The sequence below is a fragment of the Enterobacter bugandensis genome (assembly GCF_900324475.1).
Taxonomy (GTDB): Bacteria; Pseudomonadota; Gammaproteobacteria; order Enterobacterales; family Enterobacteriaceae; genus Enterobacter; species Enterobacter bugandensis.
Genome location: NZ_LT992502.1, coordinates 79,619 through 101,105, shown reverse-complemented (window position 1 = coordinate 101,105; position 21,487 = coordinate 79,619). Strand labels below are relative to the sequence as shown.

Genomic DNA, 21,487 nt, shown 5'->3' with positions numbered 1-21,487 from the left:
TTCCTATCCTGAGAAGCCCCCGAAAGCTATAATCCCCCCATCTCTCCTTTAAAAACGGGAATGTCTATGATCCGCAGTATGACCGCCTACGCCCGGCGTGAAATCAAGGGTAGCTGGGGTAGCGCTACCTGGGAAATGCGTTCGGTAAACCAGCGCTATCTGGAAACATATTTCCGTATGCCGGAACAGTTCCGCAGCCTTGAACCTGTAGTGCGCGAGCGTATCCGTACGCGTCTGACCCGTGGGAAAGTGGAATGCAACCTGCGCTTTGAGCCAGATGCCAGCGCACAGGGCGAGCTGATCCTCAACGAAAAACTGGCGAAACAGCTCGTGAATGCGGCGAACTGGGTCAAAATGCAGAGCGATGAAGGCGAAATCAACCCCGTTGATATTCTGCGCTGGCCTGGCGTCATGGCCGCCGGCGAGCAGGATCTGGACGCGATTGCCGCAGAAATTCTGGCAGCCCTCGACGGCACGCTGGATGACTTTATCGTTGCCCGCGAAACCGAAGGTCAGGCGCTGAAAGCGATGATTGAGCAGCGCCTTGAAGGCGTCAGCGCTGAAGTAGCCAAAGTCCGCACCCACATGCCGGAAGTGCTGCAATGGCAGCGCGAGCGCCTGGTCGCCAAGCTGGAAGAAGCGGAAGTTCAGCTGGAAAACACCCGTCTGGAACAAGAGCTGGTGCTGATGGCGCAGCGCATTGACGTGGCCGAAGAGCTGGATCGTCTGGAAGCGCACGTGAAAGAGACCTATAACATCCTGAAGAAGAAGGAAGCTGTAGGCCGCCGCCTGGACTTTATGATGCAGGAGTTCAACCGCGAGTCGAACACTTTGGCGTCTAAGTCTATCAACGCTGAAGTGACCAACTCAGCGATTGAACTCAAGGTTCTGATTGAGCAGATGCGCGAGCAGATCCAGAATATTGAGTAATCGCTTTTTGGATGGCGTCGGCTGACGCCATCCATTATTATTTCTAATCCGAATTCCCGTCTCTTTTCAAATTCAGCAGCCAAGAATCAAAGGTATTCAACATGTATTGATTAAATTTTATAGGTGAAACTCAATCGCCTTAGAAAATCTCAATCGTGATCTTGCGCACAAATCGCTAACCTTTCCGCGTTCACACCGGAGGGTATATGCTGCTTCACATTCTTTATCTTATTGGTATCACCGCCGAAGCCATGACTGGCGCTCTCGCCGCCGGGCGTCGCCGGATGGACACCTTCGGCGTGATCATTATTGCCACTGCAACCGCGCTGGGCGGCGGTTCCGTGCGCGATATCCTGCTTGGCCATTACCCGCTCGGCTGGGTGAAACATCCTGAGTATGTGATTATCGTCGCAACGGCTGCCGTATTAACCACCATCGTGGCACCCGTTATGCCGCACCTTCGCCGCCTGTTCCTGGTGCTTGACGCGCTGGGGCTGATCGTCTTTTCGATCATCGGTGCACAAATCGCGCTCGATATGGGGGAAGGCCCGGTTATCGCCACCATTGCAGCCGTGGTGACGGGCGTTTTCGGCGGCGTGCTGCGCGATATGTTCTGCAAACGCATTCCTCTGGTCTTCCAAAAAGAGCTGTATGCCGGCATCTCCTTCGCCGCAGCGGTGCTCTACATTGCCCTGCAGCATTACGTTTCAAACCACGACGTGGTGGTCATCTCCACGCTGCTGTTTGGCTTTACGGCCCGCATGCTGGCGCTGCGTCTGAAGCTCGGATTGCCCGTGTTTCACTATAAGCACAGCGCCCACTGATCTCAGAACCCATTGATGTGCTGCTGAGCAAGCCACCTGACCAGCACATCGATCTCTGGCGCGTGCAGCCAGGCAACGATTTGCCGCGCCTTCTCCGCTCCCGTACCCGGCAAGGCCTGCCAGGCCTTTTCACTGCGTTCGCTCATCTTCTGCCACGACACATCTTCCAACGCCTTCAGCGAGGCCTGTGGCAGCGGAACACCCAGCGCCATAATCCAGCGGATAAAAGGCTGCTCATGCACCTGATTAAAGCGATGCCAGAGCGCCAGCCCGCGTGCGGCAGAGAATCCCGGTGTCGACTGCAGCTGCTCCTGCGTTAATAGCAGCCACGAAAAGAGATGTTCAAAATGATGCGCCTGCCAGAGTATGCGCCAGCCTGACTCACCTAATCCTTCAATGTTGAATACCTGCTTTGAACTGAGCCACGTCAGCCGGGCAAAGAACTGATCCATACACTCCGGCGAGGCATAAAAGCAACTCAGGGAGTGATAACGCGAGGCCGGAGGCTCAGGTTTTTGTCTGTCCGCCCCTCGCCAGACCACCTTATCAAACCGGGGGATACCCTGCCCTGCCAGGCTGACCTGGATCTGATCGCCCGGGGCAATATCCAGCCTCTGCCAGCGCCCAACCGAACCGAGACTCACTCGCTGCACCCGTTTATCGTCCAACTGCACAGGCTCAAGTGCCGCCACGACAGAAATTTTGCCCGTGCGCCCCACGGAAAAAAGAATATTCCTGACCTCTGCGACCTGTGCCGCAGGCGAATATTTCCACGCGATAATCCAGTTGCCTTCGCCGGGCAGCCAACTCTCCCCTGTAGGTGGCTCCGCAGACCGAACCACTATGCCATCCGTGGCAAAGGGCAATGCCGTGTTTTGCCAGGCCAAACGCTGTTTTTCAACAGCATCAACCGCTTGTACGGGCAACGTATAGCGCGCCGTCAGGGAAAAGCCTGCGCTGGACAGCTCAGAAAGCCTGTTTTCCATTCCCTTCGGTCCATCCGGCCAGGCCCAGATAAATATTCCTGTCTGGCTCAGAAGCGCGTTGTCCTTTTGTCGCATCATCGCGCCCGCCACTTTTGCGCGAGCATTCATTCCGCCCATCTGCCGCTGGACGTGGTTTTCGCGTAGCCAGAAAAGCTCCCCCTGTAAGACGCTGTTTGCAAGCGCGCCGGATACCTCCTTGGGCACGGACGGGATCAAACGCACGCGGGCCGTCCAGTCCTCGCCTTTTAGCCCATTACCACGGCTGATGGCCCGCGCTAGCTTTCCGTTGCGATACACCAGCGTCACCGCCACGCCATCGACTTTTGGCTGCATCCAAAGATTTTTCCGGCGGTGCATCCAGTGACCCAGCGCTTCTTTGCTGGCTGCTTTACGTACCCCCGTATGGGCAACAGGATGTTTTACGTTTCCCTCCAGCGCAGGAAGGGCGCTCTCAGCAAAATCGTTGCCGAAACAGCGCTGCCACTGGGTTAAACGGCCGTTGAGCTGGTCATACACTTCGTCACTGACCTCGCTCACCCCCAGCTTCCAGTAAGCCTCATCCCAGCGTTTGATTTGTGCACTTAATGACGCAATCTCTTTTTCGGCTTTTGCCTGTGACCACACCGGGCACACCGCCGCCCCGTAACCACACCACAACAGCATTAACCCGCTTATCCACCGCCACATCGCTATCCCTCCTTTGCAATGCAGGAGGTATAACCTGACGTGAGAAACGACGCTAATAGCAACCTTTCACGTTGCGAGGCGCTATCCAGCGTTAATTTTTATTGCTGCAAACCGCAGGTAAAACCTGAAAACGGTACGCAAAATTCAATAATCCAGGGGAAAAAGTGTGACAAAGGCTACGTCACACAGCGGCGACGTGTATAATAAGCCCGTATGTAGGACTTCTTCGTTAACACATACAAAAGACTCTCATGGCTCAAGGCACGCTTTATATTGTTTCTGCCCCTAGCGGCGCGGGTAAATCCAGCCTTATTCAGGCACTGTTAAAAACCCAACCGTTGTACGACACACAGGTTTCTGTTTCTCACACCACGCGAGCGCCGCGTCCGGGTGAAGTGCACGGTGAACACTATTTCTTTGTGGATCACGACGAGTTCAGAGCGATGATCGGCAGAGATGCGTTTCTTGAACACGCAGAAGTGTTCGGTAACTACTACGGCACCTCGCGTGAAACCATTGAGCAGGTTCTGGCGACGGGCGTGAATGTGTTCCTCGACATCGACTGGCAGGGCGCACAGCAAATTCGCAAGAAAATGCCTGACTCGCGCAGTATCTTTATTTTACCGCCGTCGAAGGATGAGCTGGATCGCCGCCTGCGTGGCCGCGGTCAGGACAGTGAAGAAGTCATCGCAAAGCGTATGGAACAGGCAGTTGCAGAAATGAGCCATTACGCGGAATATGACTACCTTATTGTGAATGATGATTTTGATGCCGCGCTGAGCGATCTCAAAACCATTCTTCGCGCAGAACGACTGCGTATGAGCCGCCAGAAGCAGCGACATGACGCATTAATCACCAAACTGTTGGCAGACTGAACCCACTTTCAGTATCATGCCCAGTCATTTCTTCACCTGTGGAGCATTTTAAGTATGGCACGCGTAACTGTTCAGGACGCTGTAGAGAAAATTGGTAACCGTTTTGACCTGGTGCTGGTCGCCGCGCGTCGCGCTCGTCAGATGCAGGTGGGCGGTAAAGATCCGCTGGTACCGGAAGAAAACGATAAAACCACCGTTATTGCACTTCGCGAAATCGAAGAAGGTCTGATCAACAACCAGATCCTCGACGTGCGTGAGCGCCAGGAGCAGCAAGAGCAGGAAGCCGCAGAACTGCAGGCCGTAACCGCCATTGCTGAAGGTCGTCGTTAATTAAACCTGCGGGTCGCCCTTGTATCTGTTTGAAAGCCTGAATCAACTGATTCAAATCTACCTGCCTGAAGACCAGATTAAGCGTCTTCAGCAGGCGTATCTCGTTGCACGTGACGCTCACGAGGGCCAGACACGTTCAAGCGGTGAACCCTACATCACGCACCCGGTTGCGGTAGCCTGTATTCTGGCCGAGATGAAACTCGACTACGAAACGCTGATGGCCGCCCTACTGCACGACGTGATCGAAGATACCCCTGCCACCTACCAGGATATGGAACAGCTGTTTGGCAAAAGCGTTGCCGAGCTGGTGGAAGGGGTCTCTAAGCTTGATAAGCTGAAATTCCGCGACAAGAAAGAGGCGCAAGCCGAAAACTTCCGCAAGATGATTATGGCGATGGTGCAGGATATCCGCGTCATTCTCATCAAACTCGCTGACCGTACCCACAACATGCGCACGCTGGGCTCACTTCGCCCGGATAAACGTCGCCGCATTGCCCGTGAAACCCTCGAAATTTACAGTCCGCTGGCGCACCGTTTAGGTATCCACCACATCAAAACCGAGCTGGAAGAGCTGGGCTTTGAAGCGTTGTACCCGAACCGCTATCGCGTGATTAAAGAGGTGGTGAAAGCCGCACGCGGTAACCGTAAAGAGATGATTCAAAAGATCCTCTCTGAAATCGAAGGGCGTTTGCAGGAAGCGGGAATCCCGTGCCGCGTCAGCGGTCGCGAAAAACATCTTTACTCCATCTACTGCAAAATGGTGCTCAAAGAGCAGCGTTTTCACTCGATCATGGATATCTACGCGTTCCGCGTAATCGTCCACGACTCTGACACCTGCTACCGCGTGCTGGGGCAGATGCACAGCCTCTATAAACCGCGCCCGGGGCGCATGAAAGATTACATCGCTATTCCGAAAGCGAACGGCTATCAATCTTTGCATACCTCGATGATCGGTCCGCACGGCGTGCCTGTTGAAGTGCAGATCCGCACCGAAGACATGGACCAGATGGCAGAGATGGGTGTAGCCGCGCACTGGGCTTACAAAGAGCACGGTGGCGAAAGCAGCACCACCGCGCAAATCCGCGCCCAGCGCTGGATGCAGAGCCTGCTGGAGCTTCAGCAGAGTGCGGGTAGCTCGTTCGAATTTATCGAGAGCGTTAAATCCGATCTCTTCCCGGATGAGATTTACGTTTTCACCCCAGAAGGCCGCATTGTCGAACTGCCTGCGGGCGCAACGCCGGTCGACTTCGCCTACGCCGTGCATACCGATATCGGGCACGCCTGCGTGGGCGCGCGCGTCGACAGACAGCCTTACCCGCTGTCTCAGCCGCTCTCCAGCGGACAGACGGTAGAAATTATTACCGCGCCGGGCGCACGTCCGAACGCGGCCTGGCTGAACTTTGTCGTGAGTTCCAAAGCGCGTGCCAAAATTCGTCAGCTGTTGAAAAACCTCAAGCGCGATGACTCCGTCAGCCTGGGGCGTCGTCTGCTCAACCACGCGTTGGGCGGCAGCCGCAAGCTGGCTGAGATCCCACCGGAGCATATTCAGCGTGAACTCGACCGTATGAAGCTCACGTCTCTGGACGATCTGCTGGCGGAAATTGGTCTGGGTAACGCGATGAGCGTCGTGGTGGCGAAAAACCTGCAGCAGGGCGAAGCGACGCCATCTGCTCCAGGCGCATCCGGCCATGCTCATCTGCCGATCAAAGGCGCGGACGGGGTGCTGATCACCTTCGCAAAATGTTGCCGTCCAATCCCTGGCGACCCGATTATTGCGCACGTCAGTCCGGGCAAAGGGCTGGTTATCCACCATGAATCCTGTCGTAACATTCGCGGCTACCAGAAAGAAGCCGAGAAGTTTATGGCGGTCGAGTGGGATAAAGAGACGGCGCAGGAATTTATCACCGAAATTAAGGTGGATATGTTCAACCACCAGGGTGCCCTGGCGAACCTGACGGCAGCCATCAACACGGCCTCGTCCAACATTCAGAGCCTGAATACGGAAGAAAAAGACGGCCGCGTCTATAGCGCCTTTATTCGTCTGACCGCTCGCGACCGCGTGCATCTGGCGAACATTATGCGCAAGATCCGCGTCATGCCGGACGTGATTAAAGTCACCCGAAACCGAAACTAGGTTTATGAATTCACAACGTTATGCCCGTATCTGCGAAATGCTTGCCAGACGCCAGCCTGACCTGACGGTCTGCATGGAGCAGGTGCATAAACCTCATAACGTCTCTGCCATCGTCCGTACCGCAGATGCCGTCGGCGTGCATGAAGTGCACGCCGTCTGGCCGGGTCACCGGATGCGAACCATGGTTTCTGCTGCGGCAGGCAGTAACAGCTGGGTATCCGTCAAAACTCACCAGACGATTGGCGATGCCGTATCGCATCTGAAAGGACGCGGGATGCAGATCCTGGCGACAAACCTGTCCGATAAGGCCGTGGATTTCCGCGAAATCGACTATACCCGCCCGACCTGCATTTTGATGGGTCAGGAGAAAACCGGGATCTCCCAGGAAGCGCTGGATCTGGCGGATCGGGACATCATCATTCCGATGATCGGCATGGTCCAGTCCCTTAACGTCTCCGTGGCGTCCGCGCTCATTCTGTATGAAGCGCAGCGCCAGCGTCAGAACGCCGGGATGTACGAGCGCAGCAACAGCATGCTGCCGGAAGAAGAACAGCAGCGCCTGCTGTTTGAAGGTGGCTATCCGGTGCTGGCACGCGTTGCGAAGCAGAAAAAATTGCCTTACCCCCACGTCAACGCGCAGGGCGAAATTGAAGCCGATGCCGAGTGGTGGGCCACCATGCAGTACGCCGGGTAACCGATGAAAGGCCGCCTGCTGGATGCTATCCCGCTCAACAGCCTGACGGGCGTGGGCGCGGCGCAAAGCAATAAGCTGGCAAAAATTGGCCTGCACACCGTGCAGGATCTCCTGCTTCACCTCCCCCTGCGTTATGAAGACCGCACTCAGCTCTACAAGATTGGCGATCTGCTTCCCGCCATTTACGCCACCGTTGAAGGCGAAGTCCTGAACTGCAATATCACTTTCGGCGGACGCCGGATGATGACCTGTCAGATCAGCGACGGCACCGGCATCCTCACCATGCGTTTCTTCAACTTCAGCGCGGCGATGAAGAACAGCCTGGCGACCGGCCGTAGGGTGCTGGCCTATGGCGAAGCTAAACGCGGGAAATACGGCGCAGAGATGATCCACCCGGAGTACCGCGTACAGGGCGATCTCAGCACGCCGGAACTGCAGGAGACGCTCACCCCGGTTTACCCGACGACCGAAGGCGTTAAGCAGGCGACGCTGCGTAAGCTCACCGATCAGGCGCTGGAACTGCTGGATACCTGCGCCATTACCGAACTGCTGCCGCCAGAACTGGCTCAGGGGATGATGAGCCTGCCCGAGGCGCTGCGCACCCTGCACCGCCCGCCGCCAACGCTGCAGCTCAGCGATTTAGAAAGCGGTAAACACCCCGCTCAACGGCGTCTTATCCTTGAGGAATTACTGGCGCATAACCTGAGCATGCTGGCGTTGCGCGCCGGCGCGCAGCGTTTCCACGCTCAGCCGTTAAGCCCGAATGATGTGCTCAAAGATAAGCTGCTGGCCTCGCTGCCCTTTAAGCCCACCGGCGCGCAGGCGCGCGTCACCGCCGAGATTGAGCGCGATATGGCGCTCGACGTGCCGATGATGCGCCTGGTGCAGGGCGACGTAGGTTCAGGTAAAACGCTGGTTGCCGCCCTGGCCGCCCTGCGCGCGATTGCCCACGGCAAACAGGTCGCGCTGATGGCACCAACCGAACTGCTGGCTGAACAACACGCTAACAATTTCCGCGCTTGGTTCGCACCGCTCGGGATTGAGGTGGGCTGGCTCGCCGGAAAGCAAAAAGGCAAAGCGCGTCTTGCGCAGCAGGAAGCCATCGCCAGCGGCCAGGTGCAGATGATTGTCGGCACACACGCTATCTTCCAGGAGCAGGTGCAGTTTAACGGCCTCGCGCTGGTGATTATCGACGAGCAGCACCGCTTCGGCGTGCATCAGCGTCTGGCGCTGTGGGAAAAAGGGCTGCAGCAGGGCTTCCACCCGCATCAGCTGATCATGACCGCCACGCCGATCCCGCGTACCCTGGCGATGACCGCTTACGCGGATCTGGATACCTCTACCATCGACGAACTGCCGCCGGGCCGAACGCCGGTGACGACGGTCGCCATACCGGATACGCGCCGCAGCGACATCATTGACCGCGTGCGCAACGCCTGCACCCATGAAGGGCGCCAGGCCTACTGGGTCTGTACCCTGATTGAAGAGTCGGAACTGCTGGAAGCCCAGGCCGCCGAAGCGACGTGGGAAGAGCTCAAGCTGGCACTGCCCGAGCTGAACGTTGGCCTGGTTCACGGCCGCATGAAGCCTGCCGAGAAGCAGGCGGTGATGCAATCCTTCAAACAGGGGGAACTACATTTGCTGGTCGCGACGACGGTCATCGAAGTGGGCGTTGACGTACCCAACTCCAGCCTGATGATTATCGAAAACCCGGAACGTCTGGGGCTTGCCCAGCTCCACCAGCTGCGCGGGCGCGTTGGCCGCGGCGCGGTAGCGTCTCACTGCGTGCTGCTTTACAAAGCACCGCTTTCAAAAACCGCCCAGATGCGACTGCAGGTGCTGCGCGACAGCAACGACGGCTTCGTGATTGCGCAAAAAGATCTGGAGATACGCGGCCCGGGCGAACTACTGGGCACGCGCCAGACGGGAAATGCTGAATTCAAAGTGGCGGATTTACTGCGCGATCAGGCCATGATCCCCGAAGTTCAGCGCCTTGCGCGCCATATTCATGAACGCTACCCCGAACAGGCGGCAGCGTTAATTGAACGCTGGATGCCGGAAACCGAACGGTATTCCAACGCCTGATCTCAGGCAAATATCGGCAGCATCAGGTACAGCTTGATCACCAGCGCGTTGACGATATCAATGAAGAATGCGCCGACCATCGGGACCACCAGAAACGCCATATGCGATGGCCCGAACCGTTCAGTGATCGCCTGCATGTTGGCGATAGCCGTAGGGGTAGCCCCCAGACCAAACCCGCAGTGACCGGCCGCCAGCACCGCCGCATCATAGTTTTTCCCCATCATGCGCCAGGTCACGAACATGGCATACAGCGCCATAAACAGCGCCTGCACCGCCAGAATCGCCACCATCGGCAGCGCCAGCGAGGCCAGCTCCCACAGCTTCAGGCTCATCAGCGCCATCGCCAGGAACAGCGACAGGCAGACGTTGCCGAGCACCGATACCGCCCGTTCAAACACGCGGTAGAAGCCCATCAGCGCCAGACCGTTGCTCAGGATCACCCCGATAAACAGCACGCAGACAAACGTCGGCAGTTCAAACGCGGTACCCGCCAGCCATTGCGCAACCACTTTGCCCACGGTCAGGCAGATGGCAATCATCGCGATGGTTTCAATCATCACCAGCGAGGTGATGCTGCGTCCAACGTCCGGTTTTTCAAACGCGGTCGGCACCATTTCATCGTCCGGTCTGCCATTCGGCGTGGTGGAGTGCTTCACCAGATAACGCGCTACCGGGCCGCCAATCAGGCCACCCAGTACCAGGCCAAAGGTCGCGCAGGCCATCGCCACTTCCGTCGCGTTTTCAAAACCGTAGCGTTCGATGAACAGCTTGCTCCACGCCGCGCCGGTGCCGTGACCGCCCGAAAGGGTAATCGACCCCGCCAGCAGCCCCATCAGCGGATCCAGCCCCAGCAGCGTTGCCATACCGATGCCAATCGCATTTTGCATCAGCAGCAGCCCCACCACCACAATCAGAAACACGCCGAGCACCTTACCGCCCGAGCGCAGGCTCGCCAGGTTGGCGTTCAGGCCGATGGTGGCAAAGAAAGCCAGCATCAGCGGGTCTTTCAGGGACATATCAAAATCAATTTCCCAGCCCATGCTTTTTTTCAGTATCAGCAAGGCCAGCGCCACCAGCAGACCGCCGGCGACAGGTTCAGGAATAGTGTATTTTTTCAGAAAGGAAACGCTGTGGACCAGCTTGCGACCAAGCAGAAGAACCAGCGTTGCGGCAACAAGGGTCGACAACGTATCGAGATGAATCATAAAAGGCTCCTGTTATGCGCGTATTCCATACACACGCGGCGTTATCCTGGGCCGGTTTGCGCTCGTCATGAGCCCCCGGCGCAAAAAGTGTAATTTTTTTTTCCGATAGGTTGTAAAAAACCTGCTCACAGCGGCAGATTTTCTTCCTTTTTTTTGCTGGCAATCGTTTGCTTTTACCAGGTGGTCAGATAAAATGCCCGCTTTTCCACCGTGGGATTGCCGCCGATGTCCGTTAACACCATAGAATCGCCAGATGCGCAACCGATTGCGCAGAAGCAAAATAGCGAACTGATTTACCGCCTTGAAGACCGACCGCCGCTGCCGCAGACGCTTTTTGCCGCCTGCCAGCATCTTCTGGCGATGTTTGTTGCGGTGATCACCCCGGCGCTGCTGATTTGCCAGGCGCTCGGTTTACCGGCGCAGGACACGCAGCACATTATCAGTATGTCTCTGTTCGCCTCCGGCGTGGCCTCCATTATTCAAATTAAAGCCTGGGGCCCGGTGGGGTCTGGGCTACTGTCGATTCAGGGCACCAGCTTTAACTTCGTGGCGCCGCTGATCATGGGCGGTACGGCGCTGAAAACCGGCGGTGCGGATGTTCCGACCATGATGGCGGCGCTGTTCGGCACGCTGATGCTGGCAAGCTGCACGGAGATGGTCATCTCCCGCGTTCTGCACCTGGCTCGCCGTGTGATCACCCCGCTGGTTTCCGGCGTGGTGGTGATGATTATCGGCCTGTCGCTGATTCAGGTGGGCCTCACCTCCATCGGCGGCGGCTACGCGGCAATGAGCGACCACACCTTCGGCGCGCCGAAAAACCTGCTGCTGGCGGGTGTGGTGCTGGCGATCATCATTCTGCTTAACCGTCAGCGTAACCCTTACCTGCGCGTGGCCTCGCTGGTGATCGCCATGGCGGCGGGCTATCTGCTGGCGTGGGCGCTGGGGATGCTGCCGGAGAACACCACGCCGACCAACAGCGCGCTGATCACCGTCCCAACGCCGCTTTATTACGGCCTGGGCATAGACTGGGGTCTGCTCCTGCCGCTGATGCTGGTCTTTATGATTACTTCTCTGGAGACCATCGGTGATATCACCGCCACCTCCGATGTCTCCGAGCAGCCGGTGTCCGGCCCGCTGTACATGAAGCGTCTGAAAGGCGGCGTGCTGGCGAACGGCCTGAACTCGTTTGTCTCTGCGGTATTCAACACCTTCCCGAACTCCTGCTTCGGCCAGAACAACGGTGTGATCCAGCTGACCGGCGTGGCCAGCCGCTACGTTGGTTTCGTGGTGGCGCTGATGCTGATCGTCCTCGGCCTGTTCCCGGCGGTGAGCGGCTTTGTGCAGCACATTCCTGAGCCGGTGCTGGGCGGCGCAACGCTGGTGATGTTTGGGACTATCGCGGCCTCCGGCGTGCGTATCGTCTCGCGCGAGCCGCTGAACCGTCGCGCGATCATGATTATCGCGCTGTCGCTGGCCGTTGGTCTGGGTGTTTCCCAGCAGCCGCTGATCCTGCAGTTTGCGCCGGACTGGGTTAAAAACCTGCTCTCTTCCGGCATTGCCGCGGGCGGTATCACCGCTATCGTGCTGAACCTCGTTTTCCCGCCTGAGAAGAACTGATCTCCCTCACGGCAGGCAGTCAATGCCTGCCGTGACATCTAATTACACCATTCCCGCCTTGAGCATTGCGCATAAATCGTGCATAACTCCCTTATGTTCGTTTCGCGGGATGGAAGACCATGAAATTTATTGGAAAGCTACTCGTCTATCTTCTGGTAGCCCTGCTTATTGTGCTGCTGGCGTTCTATATTTTGCTCCAGACCCGCTGGGGCGCGGCGCAGGTCAGCAGCTGGATTACGGTGAATACCGACTACGAACTCAGTTTCGACAAGATGAATCACCGCTTTTCATCGCCTTCCCACCTCATTCTGGAAAATGTCACCTTTGGGCGGGACGGTAAACCCGCCACATTAGTTGCCAAAAAAGTCGATATTGGCCTGAGCAGCCGTCAGATCACCGCTCCGCTGCACATGGGCACTATCACCCTGTTCGACGGCACGCTGAATCTCTCGCCTCAAACAGCGCCGCTGCCCTTCCAGGCCGATCGTCTGCAGCTGAACAACATGGCCTTTAACAGCCCGAATACTGAATGGGATCTGAGCGCACAGAAGGTCACGGGCGGCGTCAGCCCATGGCAGCCAGAAGCCGGGAACGTGCTGGGTAAAAACGCGAAGATTCAGATGAGCGCCGGCTCGCTGACCCTGAACGGCGTACCGGCCACCAACGTGCTAATTGACGGCCAGTTGAACGGCAAGGAGGTGGTGCTGAACACCATTGGTGCCGATATGGCCCGTGGCTCGCTCACCGGCTCCGCCCTGCGTAACGCTGACGGAAGCTGGATAATCGACACCATGCGCCTGAACGAGATCCGCCTGCAGAGCGACAAAACGCTGAAAGCGTTCTTCGCGCCGCTGGCTACCATTCCCTCCCTGCAAATTGGCCGTCTGGAGGTCACCGATGCCCGCCTGCAGGGTCCGGACTGGGCGGTGACCGATCTCGACTTAAGCCTGCGCAACCTGACTCTCAGCAAAGGCGACTGGCAGAGCCAGGAAGGTCGCCTGTCCATGAACGCCAGCGAGTTTATCTTCGGCTCGCTGCATCTGTTTGACCCGATCCTGAATGCGGAGTTTTCCCCGCAGGGCATAGCGCTGCGTCAGTTCACCTCGCGCTGGGAAGGCGGAATGGTGCGCACGTCCGGCAACTGGCTGCGCGACGGTAAAGCGCTGGTTCTGGACGATGTTGCCATCGCCGGGCTGGAGTACACCCTTCCTGAAAACTGGAAAACGCTGTGGATGGAGCCGCTGCCGGAATGGCTGAACAGCGTCACGCTGCAAAAATTTGGCCTGAGCCGCAACCTGGTGATCGACATCGATCCCTCCTTCCCGTGGCAGATCACCTCCCTGGACGGCTACGGCGCAAACCTGCAGCTGGCGAAAGATCGCCAGTGGGGCGTCTGGGGCGGCAGCGCAACATTAAACGGCGCGGCGGCGACCTTTAACCGCGTCGACGTGCGCCGTCCGTCGCTGGCGCTGAATGCCAACGCCGCCACGGTGAACATTAGTGACCTGAGCGCCTTTACCGAGAAAGGTATTCTGGAAGCCACGGCGACGGTTTCACAGCTCCCGCAGCGGCAGACCAAGGTGAGCCTGAACGGGCGCGGCGTACCGCTCAACGTGCTGCAGCAGTGGGGCTGGCCTGCGTTACCGATTACGGGCGACGGCAATATTCAGATGACCGCCAGCGGCAGCGTGCAGGCGAATGCCCCACTGAAGCCGACGGTGAATGGGAAGCTGAGCGCGGTGAATATGGATAAGCAGCAGGTTGAGCAGACGATGACGGGCGGCGTGGTTTCAACGCCTGTGCAATAAAGTTTTTGATGTTTGTTCCCTCTCCCACAGGGAGAGGGTCAGGGTGAGGGCATCAGAGCGCATAATTACCTTAGGCCCGGTAAGCGAAGCGCCACCGGGCATTTTCCACCTCAGAGCTGAACCACCACCTCATCCCCCTCCGCTTTCACCACCACACCCCACTCGCTGCCCGCGTACGAGCCGCCTTTCACGCCACTCACCTTCTGCACGTTGCGCAAGCACACCGACCAGTTTTTCGCGTCACCCGCGCCGGTAAAGGTCACAATGTCGCCCCGACGCGATGCCTTCAGCGTAAATGCCACGGAACCGTCCGCCGCAGGCACTTCGCTCACCGCCGCTGCGCCATCCTCCAGGTTAAACAGCTGGAAGGCCGTCCCCTCGTTCCACGCGTAGTCCGGCTTCTGGTTATTGTTACCCAGCGCCAGCAGCGTGTTGTCGCGCACGTAGACCGGCAGACTCATAAAATCGTGCTGCTGCTTATGCCAGCGGCTGCCATGGACTTCGTCGTTGTGCCACAGGTGGGTCCAGCGGCCTTCCGGCAGGTAGAACTGCACGTCCCCCGCCTCGGAGAACACCGGCGCCACCATCATGGAATCCCCCAGCATGTACTGACGGTCGAGGTAATCACACGCCGGATCGTCCGGGAACTCCAGCATCATCGCGCGCAGCATCGGCGTGCCGAACTCGCGGGCCAGCGCCGCCTGACGGTACAGGTACGGCATCAGCCTGCACTTCAGCTGCGTGAAGTGACGCACCACGTCGCAGGACTCGTTATCGTACGCCCACGGCACGCGGTAGGATTTGCTGCCGTGCAGGCGGCTGTGGCTGGAGAACAGCCCGAACGCGCACCAGCGTTTATAGACGTGCGCCGGAGCGGTGTTTTCGAACCCGCCGATATCGTGGCTCCAGAACCCGAAGCCGGACAGGCCAATCGACAGCCCACCGCGAAGGCTTTCCGCCATCGATTCGTAGTTGGCGTAGCAGTCGCCGCCCCAGTGTACCGGGAACTGCTGCGCCCCAACGGACGCCGAGCGGGCAAACAGCACCGCCTCCTCTTCGCCGACGGTCTCTTTCAGCACGTTCCACACCAGTTCGTTATAAATGTAGGCGTAGTGGTTGTGCATCTTCTGCGGATCGGACCCGTCGAACCACTGCACGTCGGTCGGGATACGCTCGCCGAAGTCGGTCTTGAAGCAGTCGACGCCGATATCCACCAGGCCTTTCAGCTTGTCGGCATACCACCGGCACGCGTCCGGATTGGTGAAGTCGTAAATCGCCAGCCCCGGCTGCCATTTGTCCCACTGCCACAGGGAGCCGTCCGGACGCTTGAGCAGATAGCCCTTCTCTTTCAGCTCGCGGAAAATCGGGGATTTCTGGCCGATATACGGGTTGATCCACACGCAGACCTTCAGCCCTTTCTCTTTCAGGCGGCGGATCATCCCTTCCGGATCCGGGAAGGTCACCGGGTCCCACTCGAAGTCGCACCACTGGAAGGCCTTCATCCAGAAGCAGTCGAAGTGGAACACGTGCAGCGGCAGGTCGCGCTCGGCCATGCCGTCGATAAAGCTGTTCACCGTCGCTTCATCGTAGTTGGTGGTGAACGACGTGGTCAGCCACAGGCCGAACGACCACGCAGGCGGCAGCGCCGGACGCCCGGTGAACTGCGTATAGCGGTTCAGCACCTCTTTTGGCGTCGGGCCGTCGATCACGAAATACTCGAGATATTCCCCTTCGACGCTGAACTGCACTTTAGAGACCTTCTCGGAGCCGACTTCAAACGAGACGTTTTCCGGGTGATTCACCAGCACGCCGTAGCCGCGGTTGGTCAGGTAGAACGGGATATTTTTGTAGGACTGCTCGGTGCTGGTGCCGCCGTCGCGGTTCCAGGTTTCGACCGTCTGGCCGTTGCGCACCAGCGCGGTAAAGCGCTCGCCCAGGCCGTAGACTGTTTCCCCCACGCCCAGATCCAGACGCTCGAACACGTAATTACGGTCGGTGTTACTGTCCTGCACGTAGCCGTTGTTTTTCAGCTGGCTGCCGGTAATGCGCTGGCCGTTGCGCAGGAAATCCAGCGCCCAGAACTCGCCTTTGGTGACGCGCACGCTGACGCTGCCGCTTTTCAGCTCGGCAAATTCGGCGTTGTTTTCAATCTCGACCTTCACGTCCTTCAGAACGTTCAGCGGATAGTGCGGGCCGTTGTTCAGCGCGCCCTGGAAGTGCTCGATGCGCACCCCGACAATCCCTTCCTGCGGGGAAAACAGGCGCACCGTGAACATCAACGTGTCGAGCTGCCAGGTGCGCTCACGCACGTCGCGCGGCGCAACATACACCACCAGGTCATTGCCCTGCTGCTCCACGTCGAACACCTGAACCGGACAGGTCACGTTCAGGCCCGGTTGAATAAGCCAGTTTCCATCACTGATTTTCATGCTTTCATCCTCTTAGTTCTGCAATTCTTTACTGACCGGCAGGTTTTCAAAATCCTGCTGATTGCGGCGCGCGCCCTGCGCCAGCTCACCCAGAATTTTGGTCAGGAAGGGGGTTTTCAGCGTGTAGTAGCGTTTGGCGATAATGGCGCTCAGCACGTAGCAGATCGCCGGCGCCAGCGTAAACAGGCCGATAATGATACTGATGGTCGCGCTGTTCTGGGTTTTGGCCGCCGCGTCGTAGCCGCCGCCTGCCAGCATCCAGCCGATCATCGCCCCGCCCAGCGCCAGGCCGAGCTTCAGCACGAACAGCGTGCCCGCAAAGCTGATGCCGGTCAGGCGTTTGCCGTTGGTCCATTCGCCGTAGTCGACGGTATCGGACATCATTACCCACTGGATTGGCGTCACCAGCTGGTGCAGCACGCCGATAACGAAGATGAAGGCGAACATCAGCACGGTGGCATGCATCGGTACGAAGAACATCGCCACGCTGACCACCGCCAGCGCGGCGTTGGTCCACCAGAAGATGCTGACCTTGCACTTCCAGTCGGTGAGCGGTTTCGCCAGCGCGGAGCCGATCAGATTGCCGACGCAGTAGGTGGTGAGGAACGCGACGAACACCTCCGGCGATCCCATGATCCAGGTGCAGTAGTACATCATCGCGCCGCCGCGCACGCAGACGGCGAGGATGTTGAGGATGGTGAGCACGCCGACAATGCGCCACTGGTCGTTTTGCCAGATATCGCGCAGGTCTTCCCGCATGGAGGTGGTGCTCGGCGGCACCTGGATGCGCTCTTTGGTGGTGAAAAAGCAGAACGCCAGCATCAGGAACGCGACCACCGACAGCACAGCGATCCCGCCCTGGAAGCCGAACGCCTTATCGTCGCCGCCAATCAGCTTCACCAGCGGCATCATCAGCACCGTGGAGAGCATGCCACCCGCCGTCGCCAGCACGAAGCGCCAGGACTGAAGGGAGATACGCTGCGTCGGGTCGCTGGTGATTACCCCGCCCAGCGCGCAGTACGGGATGTTGACCACGGTATAGAGCAGGGTCAGCAGCGTGTAGGTAATTGCCGCGTAAATCATTTTGCCGTTGAGGCTGAGGTCCGGTGTGGTGTAGGCCAGCACGCAGACGATGCCGAACGGGATGGCGCCGAACAAAATCCACGGACGGAACTTGCCCCAGCGGCTGCGGGTGCGGTCGGCGATCAGCCCCATACACGGGTCGGAGATTGCATCCAACGCACGGGCCAGCAGGAACATGGTGCCGACAAACCCGGCGGGAATGCCGAAAATATCGGTGTAGAAAAACATCATATAAAGCATGACGTTATCAAAAATGATGTGGCTGGCGGCGTCACCCATGCCGTAGCCAATCTTCTCTTTTACTGACAATACTTCGCTCATCTTTTTTATCCTTCACGCTGTAGGGGGCGCTGAGACCGGTTGCATTGGTTTTAAACCATTGTTTCAACGGCGGGTATTGCGTTTTCTGGTTAGCAGATTACGTTTCTTGTTTTTTGTGATCGCGATAAATGTTGGAGAGCACAAAAGGCTAACCTGAGGATTTTCTTAGGAATTAGCTGAAACAGGGGTGTACAGGTCAAAAGAGAGGTGAAAAAAGTGGTGTGGGGTATGTGGTAAATGCCTGAAAGTAGCTATAATGCGCCCCGCCTCCATGTAGCAATGCAGGCGCGGAAGATCGTCATCTCCGGTGAGGTGGCTGGACTTCAAATCCAGTTGGGGGCGCCAGCGTTCCCGGGCAGGTTCGACTCCTGTGATCTTCCGCCAAAATTATTATAACTACGTTTTAAACTATCCATTCTTAAAGCATATAATATTTCTATAACTATCAATCGGGAAGCGTTATATGAACATATTATTTGGCATGGAATCAAAAGATATAATTATGACAGCAGCAGTTATAGTAGGTCCTGTTCTTGCTGTTCAAATACAAAAAACATTAGAGCAATTTAGAGAAAGAAAACAAAGCCGCTTTTCTATTTTCAGAACACTAATGTCTACTAGAGCTCAAAGATTACATAGAGAACATGTTCAAGCTTTGAATATGATCGATATAGAGTTTTATGGTAGAAAAATACCAATAATTAAAGTCAGATATCAAACCAAGAAAGAACAAACTGTTACTCATGCTTGGAAAAGTTATAACAGTCATCTAAATAAAATACAAGACTACCTTGACATTAACATTTGGATATCTAAATCCGATGATCTCTTTACAGACTTACTGTACGCTCTTTCTCAAGCAATGAATTACGATTTTGATAAAGTACAATTGCAAAGAGACTGTTATAGGCCAATTGCTCATGGCGATTTAGAAACAACACAAGCAAATATTTTAAAGGGTTTAGAAAGAGTTTTCTCTGGCGATACAGCCTTACCGATGTTCATAACTAATGCACCCTTGAATAGGGCCAATCAGGATGATGAGGTCGTTTCTGAAAATACAACTGATTTCAATAAAGAATCACACTGATATGTTCATGCTTTCGGTGAAATACATTTAGCTCGTAACTCCTCTCTCGCCTGTTCTTTCAACCAACTGGCGAGACTCACCCCTTCCGCAGCCGCCACTGCATCCAACTGCTCCTTCAATGCCGGATCAATATGCATCTTTAAATGCGGAGACTGCCCCCGTCTTTCGTTTTTTTTCGCGCGACATGATTAAAATGAGGCCACCTATCCACTCCGACACATATAGGAGGCAACTTTAACCTCCTCTTCTAACAACGCCTCGATGTGAGGGAACACAACCGGAGCGTCTAACCTCAGGAGCTATTAAGGGTTGATTAGATTCTCATTCTCCCCAGACACTGACCAATCCGGAACCGAGCTTTCGCTAATTATGGGATACCGTCCGAATGTTTTCGAAAAATCCACGCCGAAAATCATCCTTTCCGGCAAGTGGCTGCGCGCGGCGGGTTTTGATACCGGGCAGCAGGTCACGATAAAAGTCATGAAAGGATGCATCGTTTTGGTGGCGTATAACGAGCAGAAGCAGAGGTTGCAGGACGATTATAAACGGACGAAAGCAAAGCTTATTGAGATAGAGAACGCACTTGCGGCGATCCAAACTCCGCATCATGGAAAGCGTCTCGCAAGATCAAATACAAACCACCTGGCTTAGCGGCTGTTTCTGGCGTACTACGAGCTTCCAGGCATCTATCTTGTGACGCGGAGGCAGCGTGACATATGAGGAATTAATAAATTCACCAGTCGGTGAGTTTGTCATGTTTGCCAGCAAGGATGGAAAAGTTCGCATTGAATGCCGCTTCGAAAGCGATACGTTGTGTCTCTCACAGGCCACAATCTGTGAGTTATACGGCAAAGTCAAAGCCATGATCAGTGGGCATATCAAGAATATTTTTGATGAGAGTGAGCTGGTCGAAAATTCAGTTGTTCGGTTTTACCGAACAACTGCCAGCGATGGAGTAGGTATTTTTACGAGACTGGCGAACCAAACTCGATCAGTTCCTTCAATTTAACGATCGGGGCGTTTTAAAAGGAGCAGGCAAAATCAGCAAGAAAGAAGCCGAAGTTGAGAAAGATATCGTCGGCTTATTAAAATGGGATAAGCAGGCTAAGCGCTAATCCCGATTCAACCGCATATGCAGCAACGGAAACGGATTCCCCTGCCCGTCCAGCTCCGAGCGTCCGACCTGCTCAAACCCCATATGGCGATAAAACGCGACGCCCTGCGGGTTCTGCTCATTCACGTCCACTTCGTTTACGCCAAACTCGGCGATGGCGTGTTTTAGCAGCAATTTCCCGACGCCCTTCCCTCGGCTCGCGTCATCCACAAAAAGCATTTCAATGCGGTTTTCATCCACGCCCAAAAAGCCGTGAATAACGCCTGCGTCATCGCGAGCTATCACGACCTTGAGGTTAGGCAGATAGGCGTTAAGCAATAACGGGCGCAGCGCCGCAATATCGCTTTCTTGTAAAAAGTGATGGGTGGCGCGAACGGAAGATTCCCAGATCGCGACCAGACGTTCAAAGTGTCTTGGGAGTGCGGTTTCTATTTTCATGGGGGGATCATGATTAGAAAACCGAACTATTTCAATCCACTCTTCGCGATATTTTCACCATCCCCCCCATCCCTCGGTACCACCACGGTGACGTTTTCCATCGGCACGCCTGCCGCAAGGTGAATATCCTGTAGCTGCTGTAACGCTCCCCACCGGGATGGCAGCTCCGCTCGCCGGTTCATGCCGTCTTTCTCCGTTGGGCTTTTAACGGAAGTCTATCCAGGCTAGCCAGTAATGCCCCCTGGAAGAAAGCACGATTTTTACTGCTTCACCCATACCAGCTGATCAACCCGGAAGCCCAGACTGCGCGCGGTGTTCAGGTAATCCTGCTTTACCGCATCCGGGATGGTCGGCGTGCGTGACAGGATCCACAGATAGTCGCGGTTCGGGCCGCTCACCAGCGCGTACTGGTACTTATCGTCCAGCCTGATCACGTTATACCCGCCGTAGAACGGGCCGAAGAACGATACCTTCAGCGCGGCGGTGGTCGGCTCGCCGGTAAAGTAGGCTTTGCCCTCGCTCTCGCTCCACTTGTTCTTCACCGGATCAAAACCCCGGTTAAGCACGCTGATGCCGCCGTCGCTGCGCTCGCCGTAGGTCGCCGTCACCTGTTCCAGACCGCGTTCAAAGCGGTTTTCCAGACGGGCGACTTCGTACCATTTGCCGAGATAGCGGCTGGCGTCAAAGTGGGTAATAGGCTGCACGCCTTTCGGCGGCGTGGGGGATTTACAGGCGACCAGCGTCAGGGCAATCGCAACACCGGTCACAACAGGCCATAGCTTCATGAGAATTCCTTTCATTTGCACGGTTGGAAGTTAAGTGTAGTGCACCGTTTCG

At 56.5% G+C, this 21,487-nt stretch carries 18 protein-coding genes, 1 tRNA gene and 2 pseudogenes; 14 read left to right on the top strand and 7 right to left on the bottom strand.

Annotated features, from left to right (window positions below; translation table 11 throughout):
• The first annotated feature begins 66 nt into the window (after positions 1-66).
• Complete coding sequence (locus DG357_RS00495) at positions 67-930, top strand: YicC/YloC family endoribonuclease (protein WP_008502687.1); 864 nt, start codon at positions 67-69, stop codon at positions 928-930.
• Positions 931-1,136: 206 nt separating this feature from the next.
• The gene (locus DG357_RS00490; protein WP_023334014.1) at positions 1,137-1,754 is read left to right on the top strand and encodes a trimeric intracellular cation channel family protein; all 618 of its coding nucleotides are present in this window, start codon (positions 1,137-1,139) and stop codon (positions 1,752-1,754) included.
• Positions 1,755-1,756: 2 nt separating this feature from the next.
• Here the strand turns inward: DG357_RS00490 and ligB are convergent, their stop codons facing one another.
• Positions 1,757-3,427 carry an NAD-dependent DNA ligase LigB gene (gene ligB / locus DG357_RS00485; protein ID WP_088204466.1) on the bottom strand — a complete coding sequence of 557 codons (1,671 nt, stop codon included), beginning with the start codon at positions 3,425-3,427 and terminating at the stop codon, positions 1,757-1,759.
• A 251-nt stretch (positions 3,428-3,678) separates the two neighbouring features.
• On the opposite strand from ligB, the gene gmk reads away from it, so the two are divergent.
• Genes gmk through recG form a run of 5 tightly spaced genes read left to right on the top strand, consistent with a single transcriptional unit; the run spans position 3,679 to position 9,545 of the window.
• Entirely contained in the window at positions 3,679-4,302 is a 624-nt protein-coding gene (gene gmk / locus DG357_RS00480) for a guanylate kinase (RefSeq protein ID WP_010426438.1), read from the top strand.
• A 54-nt stretch (positions 4,303-4,356) separates the two neighbouring features.
• A complete protein-coding gene (rpoZ, locus tag DG357_RS00475; RefSeq protein ID WP_000135058.1) occupies positions 4,357-4,632 on the top strand; it encodes a DNA-directed RNA polymerase subunit omega in 276 nt (91 codons plus the stop codon).
• A 19-nt stretch (positions 4,633-4,651) separates the two neighbouring features.
• Positions 4,652-6,766 (top strand): bifunctional GTP diphosphokinase/guanosine-3',5'-bis pyrophosphate 3'-pyrophosphohydrolase, encoded by a 2,115-nt coding sequence (spoT, locus tag DG357_RS00470; protein ID WP_045630233.1) that lies wholly within the window; start codon positions 4,652-4,654, stop codon positions 6,764-6,766.
• Positions 6,767-6,770: 4 nt separating this feature from the next.
• Complete coding sequence (trmH, locus tag DG357_RS00465; RefSeq protein WP_049137146.1) at positions 6,771-7,460, top strand: tRNA (guanosine(18)-2'-O)-methyltransferase TrmH; 690 nt, start codon at positions 6,771-6,773, stop codon at positions 7,458-7,460.
• A gap of 3 nt (positions 7,461-7,463) precedes the next feature.
• Positions 7,464-9,545 (top strand): ATP-dependent DNA helicase RecG, encoded by a 2,082-nt coding sequence (gene recG, locus DG357_RS00460; RefSeq protein ID WP_047366906.1) that lies wholly within the window; start codon positions 7,464-7,466, stop codon positions 9,543-9,545.
• Positions 9,546-9,547: 2 nt separating this feature from the next.
• Here the strand turns inward: recG and gltS are convergent, their stop codons facing one another.
• On the bottom strand, positions 9,548-10,750 hold the full coding sequence (gltS, locus tag DG357_RS00455; RefSeq protein WP_047366905.1) for a sodium/glutamate symporter: 1,203 nt from the start codon (positions 10,748-10,750) through the stop codon (positions 9,548-9,550).
• A 225-nt stretch (positions 10,751-10,975) separates the two neighbouring features.
• Between gltS and xanP the strand changes: the two genes are divergently transcribed.
• Both xanP and DG357_RS00445 read left to right on the top strand, forming a co-directional pair.
• The gene (gene xanP / locus DG357_RS00450; protein WP_049001225.1) at positions 10,976-12,367 is read left to right on the top strand and encodes a xanthine/proton symporter XanP; all 1,392 of its coding nucleotides are present in this window, start codon (positions 10,976-10,978) and stop codon (positions 12,365-12,367) included.
• A 119-nt stretch (positions 12,368-12,486) separates the two neighbouring features.
• Positions 12,487-14,175 carry an AsmA family protein gene (locus DG357_RS00445; protein ID WP_088204465.1) on the top strand — a complete coding sequence of 563 codons (1,689 nt, stop codon included), beginning with the start codon at positions 12,487-12,489 and terminating at the stop codon, positions 14,173-14,175.
• A 110-nt stretch (positions 14,176-14,285) separates the two neighbouring features.
• Here DG357_RS00445 and yicI read toward each other — a convergent pair whose 3' ends face one another.
• Positions 14,286-16,604: an alpha-xylosidase gene (yicI, locus tag DG357_RS00440; RefSeq protein WP_088204464.1), complete on the bottom strand. Its 2,319-nt coding sequence runs from the start codon at positions 16,602-16,604 to the stop codon at positions 14,286-14,288.
• Positions 16,605-16,616: 12 nt separating this feature from the next.
• The gene (locus DG357_RS00435; RefSeq protein ID WP_049137141.1) at positions 16,617-18,008 is read right to left on the bottom strand and encodes a glycoside-pentoside-hexuronide family transporter; all 1,392 of its coding nucleotides are present in this window, start codon (positions 18,006-18,008) and stop codon (positions 16,617-16,619) included.
• 289 nt (positions 18,009-18,297) lie between these two features.
• Between DG357_RS00435 and DG357_RS00430 the strand changes: the two genes are divergently transcribed.
• From DG357_RS00430 to DG357_RS23315, 5 genes and pseudogenes are all read left to right on the top strand, one after another.
• Positions 18,298-18,392 (top strand) — tRNA-Sec (locus DG357_RS00430).
• 79 nt (positions 18,393-18,471) lie between these two features.
• Entirely contained in the window at positions 18,472-19,098 is a 627-nt protein-coding gene (locus DG357_RS00425; RefSeq protein ID WP_088204463.1) for a DUF6680 family protein, read from the top strand.
• 369 nt (positions 19,099-19,467) lie between these two features.
• The gene (locus tag DG357_RS00420; RefSeq protein WP_088204497.1) at positions 19,468-19,749 is read left to right on the top strand and encodes a SymE family type I addiction module toxin; all 282 of its coding nucleotides are present in this window, start codon (positions 19,468-19,470) and stop codon (positions 19,747-19,749) included.
• A gap of 103 nt (positions 19,750-19,852) precedes the next feature.
• Positions 19,853-20,053: pseudogene (locus DG357_RS22890) on the top strand (hydroxyacid dehydrogenase); the annotation flags it as partial.
• A 4-nt stretch (positions 20,054-20,057) separates the two neighbouring features.
• A pseudogene (locus tag DG357_RS23315) lies at positions 20,058-20,213 on the top strand (hydroxyacid dehydrogenase); the annotation flags it as partial.
• On the opposite strand, the gene DG357_RS00410 reads toward DG357_RS23315, so the two are convergent.
• The 3 genes from DG357_RS00410 to DG357_RS00405 all read right to left on the bottom strand — a co-directional run bounded on the left by DG357_RS00410 (position 20,210) and on the right by DG357_RS00405 (position 21,435).
• A complete protein-coding gene (locus DG357_RS00410) occupies positions 20,210-20,650 on the bottom strand; it encodes an acetyltransferase (protein WP_088204461.1) in 441 nt (146 codons plus the stop codon). The pseudogene DG357_RS23315 and the gene DG357_RS00410 overlap by 4 nt on opposite strands.
• 26 nt (positions 20,651-20,676) lie before the next feature.
• A complete protein-coding gene (locus DG357_RS22880; RefSeq protein ID WP_159087770.1) occupies positions 20,677-20,832 on the bottom strand; it encodes a hypothetical protein in 156 nt (51 codons plus the stop codon).
• Positions 20,833-20,910: 78 nt separating this feature from the next.
• Positions 20,911-21,435 carry a lipocalin family protein gene (locus tag DG357_RS00405; protein WP_049137128.1) on the bottom strand — a complete coding sequence of 175 codons (525 nt, stop codon included), beginning with the start codon at positions 21,433-21,435 and terminating at the stop codon, positions 20,911-20,913.
• Between the last annotated feature and the right edge of the window lie 52 nt (positions 21,436-21,487).

Bases quoted from the DNA above. Each gene is read 5' to 3' on its own strand.
- DG357_RS00490 (WP_023334014.1), top strand. From the start codon at position 1,137: ATGCTGCTTCACATTCTTTATCTTATTGGTATCACCGCCGAAGCCATG.
- gltS (WP_047366905.1), bottom strand. From the start codon at position 10,750: ATGATTCATCTCGATACGTTGTCGACCCTTGTTGCCGCAACGCTGGTT.
- DG357_RS00435 (WP_049137141.1), bottom strand. From the start codon at position 18,008: ATGAGCGAAGTATTGTCAGTAAAAGAGAAGATTGGCTACGGCATGGGT.
- DG357_RS22880 (WP_159087770.1), bottom strand. From the start codon at position 20,832: ATGAACCGGCGAGCGGAGCTGCCATCCCGGTGGGGAGCGTTACAGCAG.
- DG357_RS00445 (WP_088204465.1), top strand. From the start codon at position 12,487: ATGAAATTTATTGGAAAGCTACTCGTCTATCTTCTGGTAGCCCTGCTT.
- rpoZ (WP_000135058.1), top strand. From the start codon at position 4,357: ATGGCACGCGTAACTGTTCAGGACGCTGTAGAGAAAATTGGTAACCGT.
- gmk (WP_010426438.1), top strand. From the start codon at position 3,679: ATGGCTCAAGGCACGCTTTATATTGTTTCTGCCCCTAGCGGCGCGGGT.
- DG357_RS00405 (WP_049137128.1), bottom strand. From the start codon at position 21,435: ATGAAGCTATGGCCTGTTGTGACCGGTGTTGCGATTGCCCTGACGCTG.
- recG (WP_047366906.1), top strand. From the start codon at position 7,464: ATGAAAGGCCGCCTGCTGGATGCTATCCCGCTCAACAGCCTGACGGGC.
- DG357_RS00425 (WP_088204463.1), top strand. From the start codon at position 18,472: ATGAACATATTATTTGGCATGGAATCAAAAGATATAATTATGACAGCA.
- DG357_RS00410 (WP_088204461.1), bottom strand. From the start codon at position 20,650: ATGAAAATAGAAACCGCACTCCCAAGACACTTTGAACGTCTGGTCGCG.
- trmH (WP_049137146.1), top strand. From the start codon at position 6,771: ATGAATTCACAACGTTATGCCCGTATCTGCGAAATGCTTGCCAGACGC.
- xanP (WP_049001225.1), top strand. From the start codon at position 10,976: ATGTCCGTTAACACCATAGAATCGCCAGATGCGCAACCGATTGCGCAG.
- DG357_RS00420 (WP_088204497.1), top strand. From the start codon at position 19,468: ATGGGATACCGTCCGAATGTTTTCGAAAAATCCACGCCGAAAATCATC.
- ligB (WP_088204466.1), bottom strand. From the start codon at position 3,427: ATGTGGCGGTGGATAAGCGGGTTAATGCTGTTGTGGTGTGGTTACGGG.
- DG357_RS00495 (WP_008502687.1), top strand. From the start codon at position 67: ATGATCCGCAGTATGACCGCCTACGCCCGGCGTGAAATCAAGGGTAGC.
- yicI (WP_088204464.1), bottom strand. From the start codon at position 16,604: ATGAAAATCAGTGATGGAAACTGGCTTATTCAACCGGGCCTGAACGTG.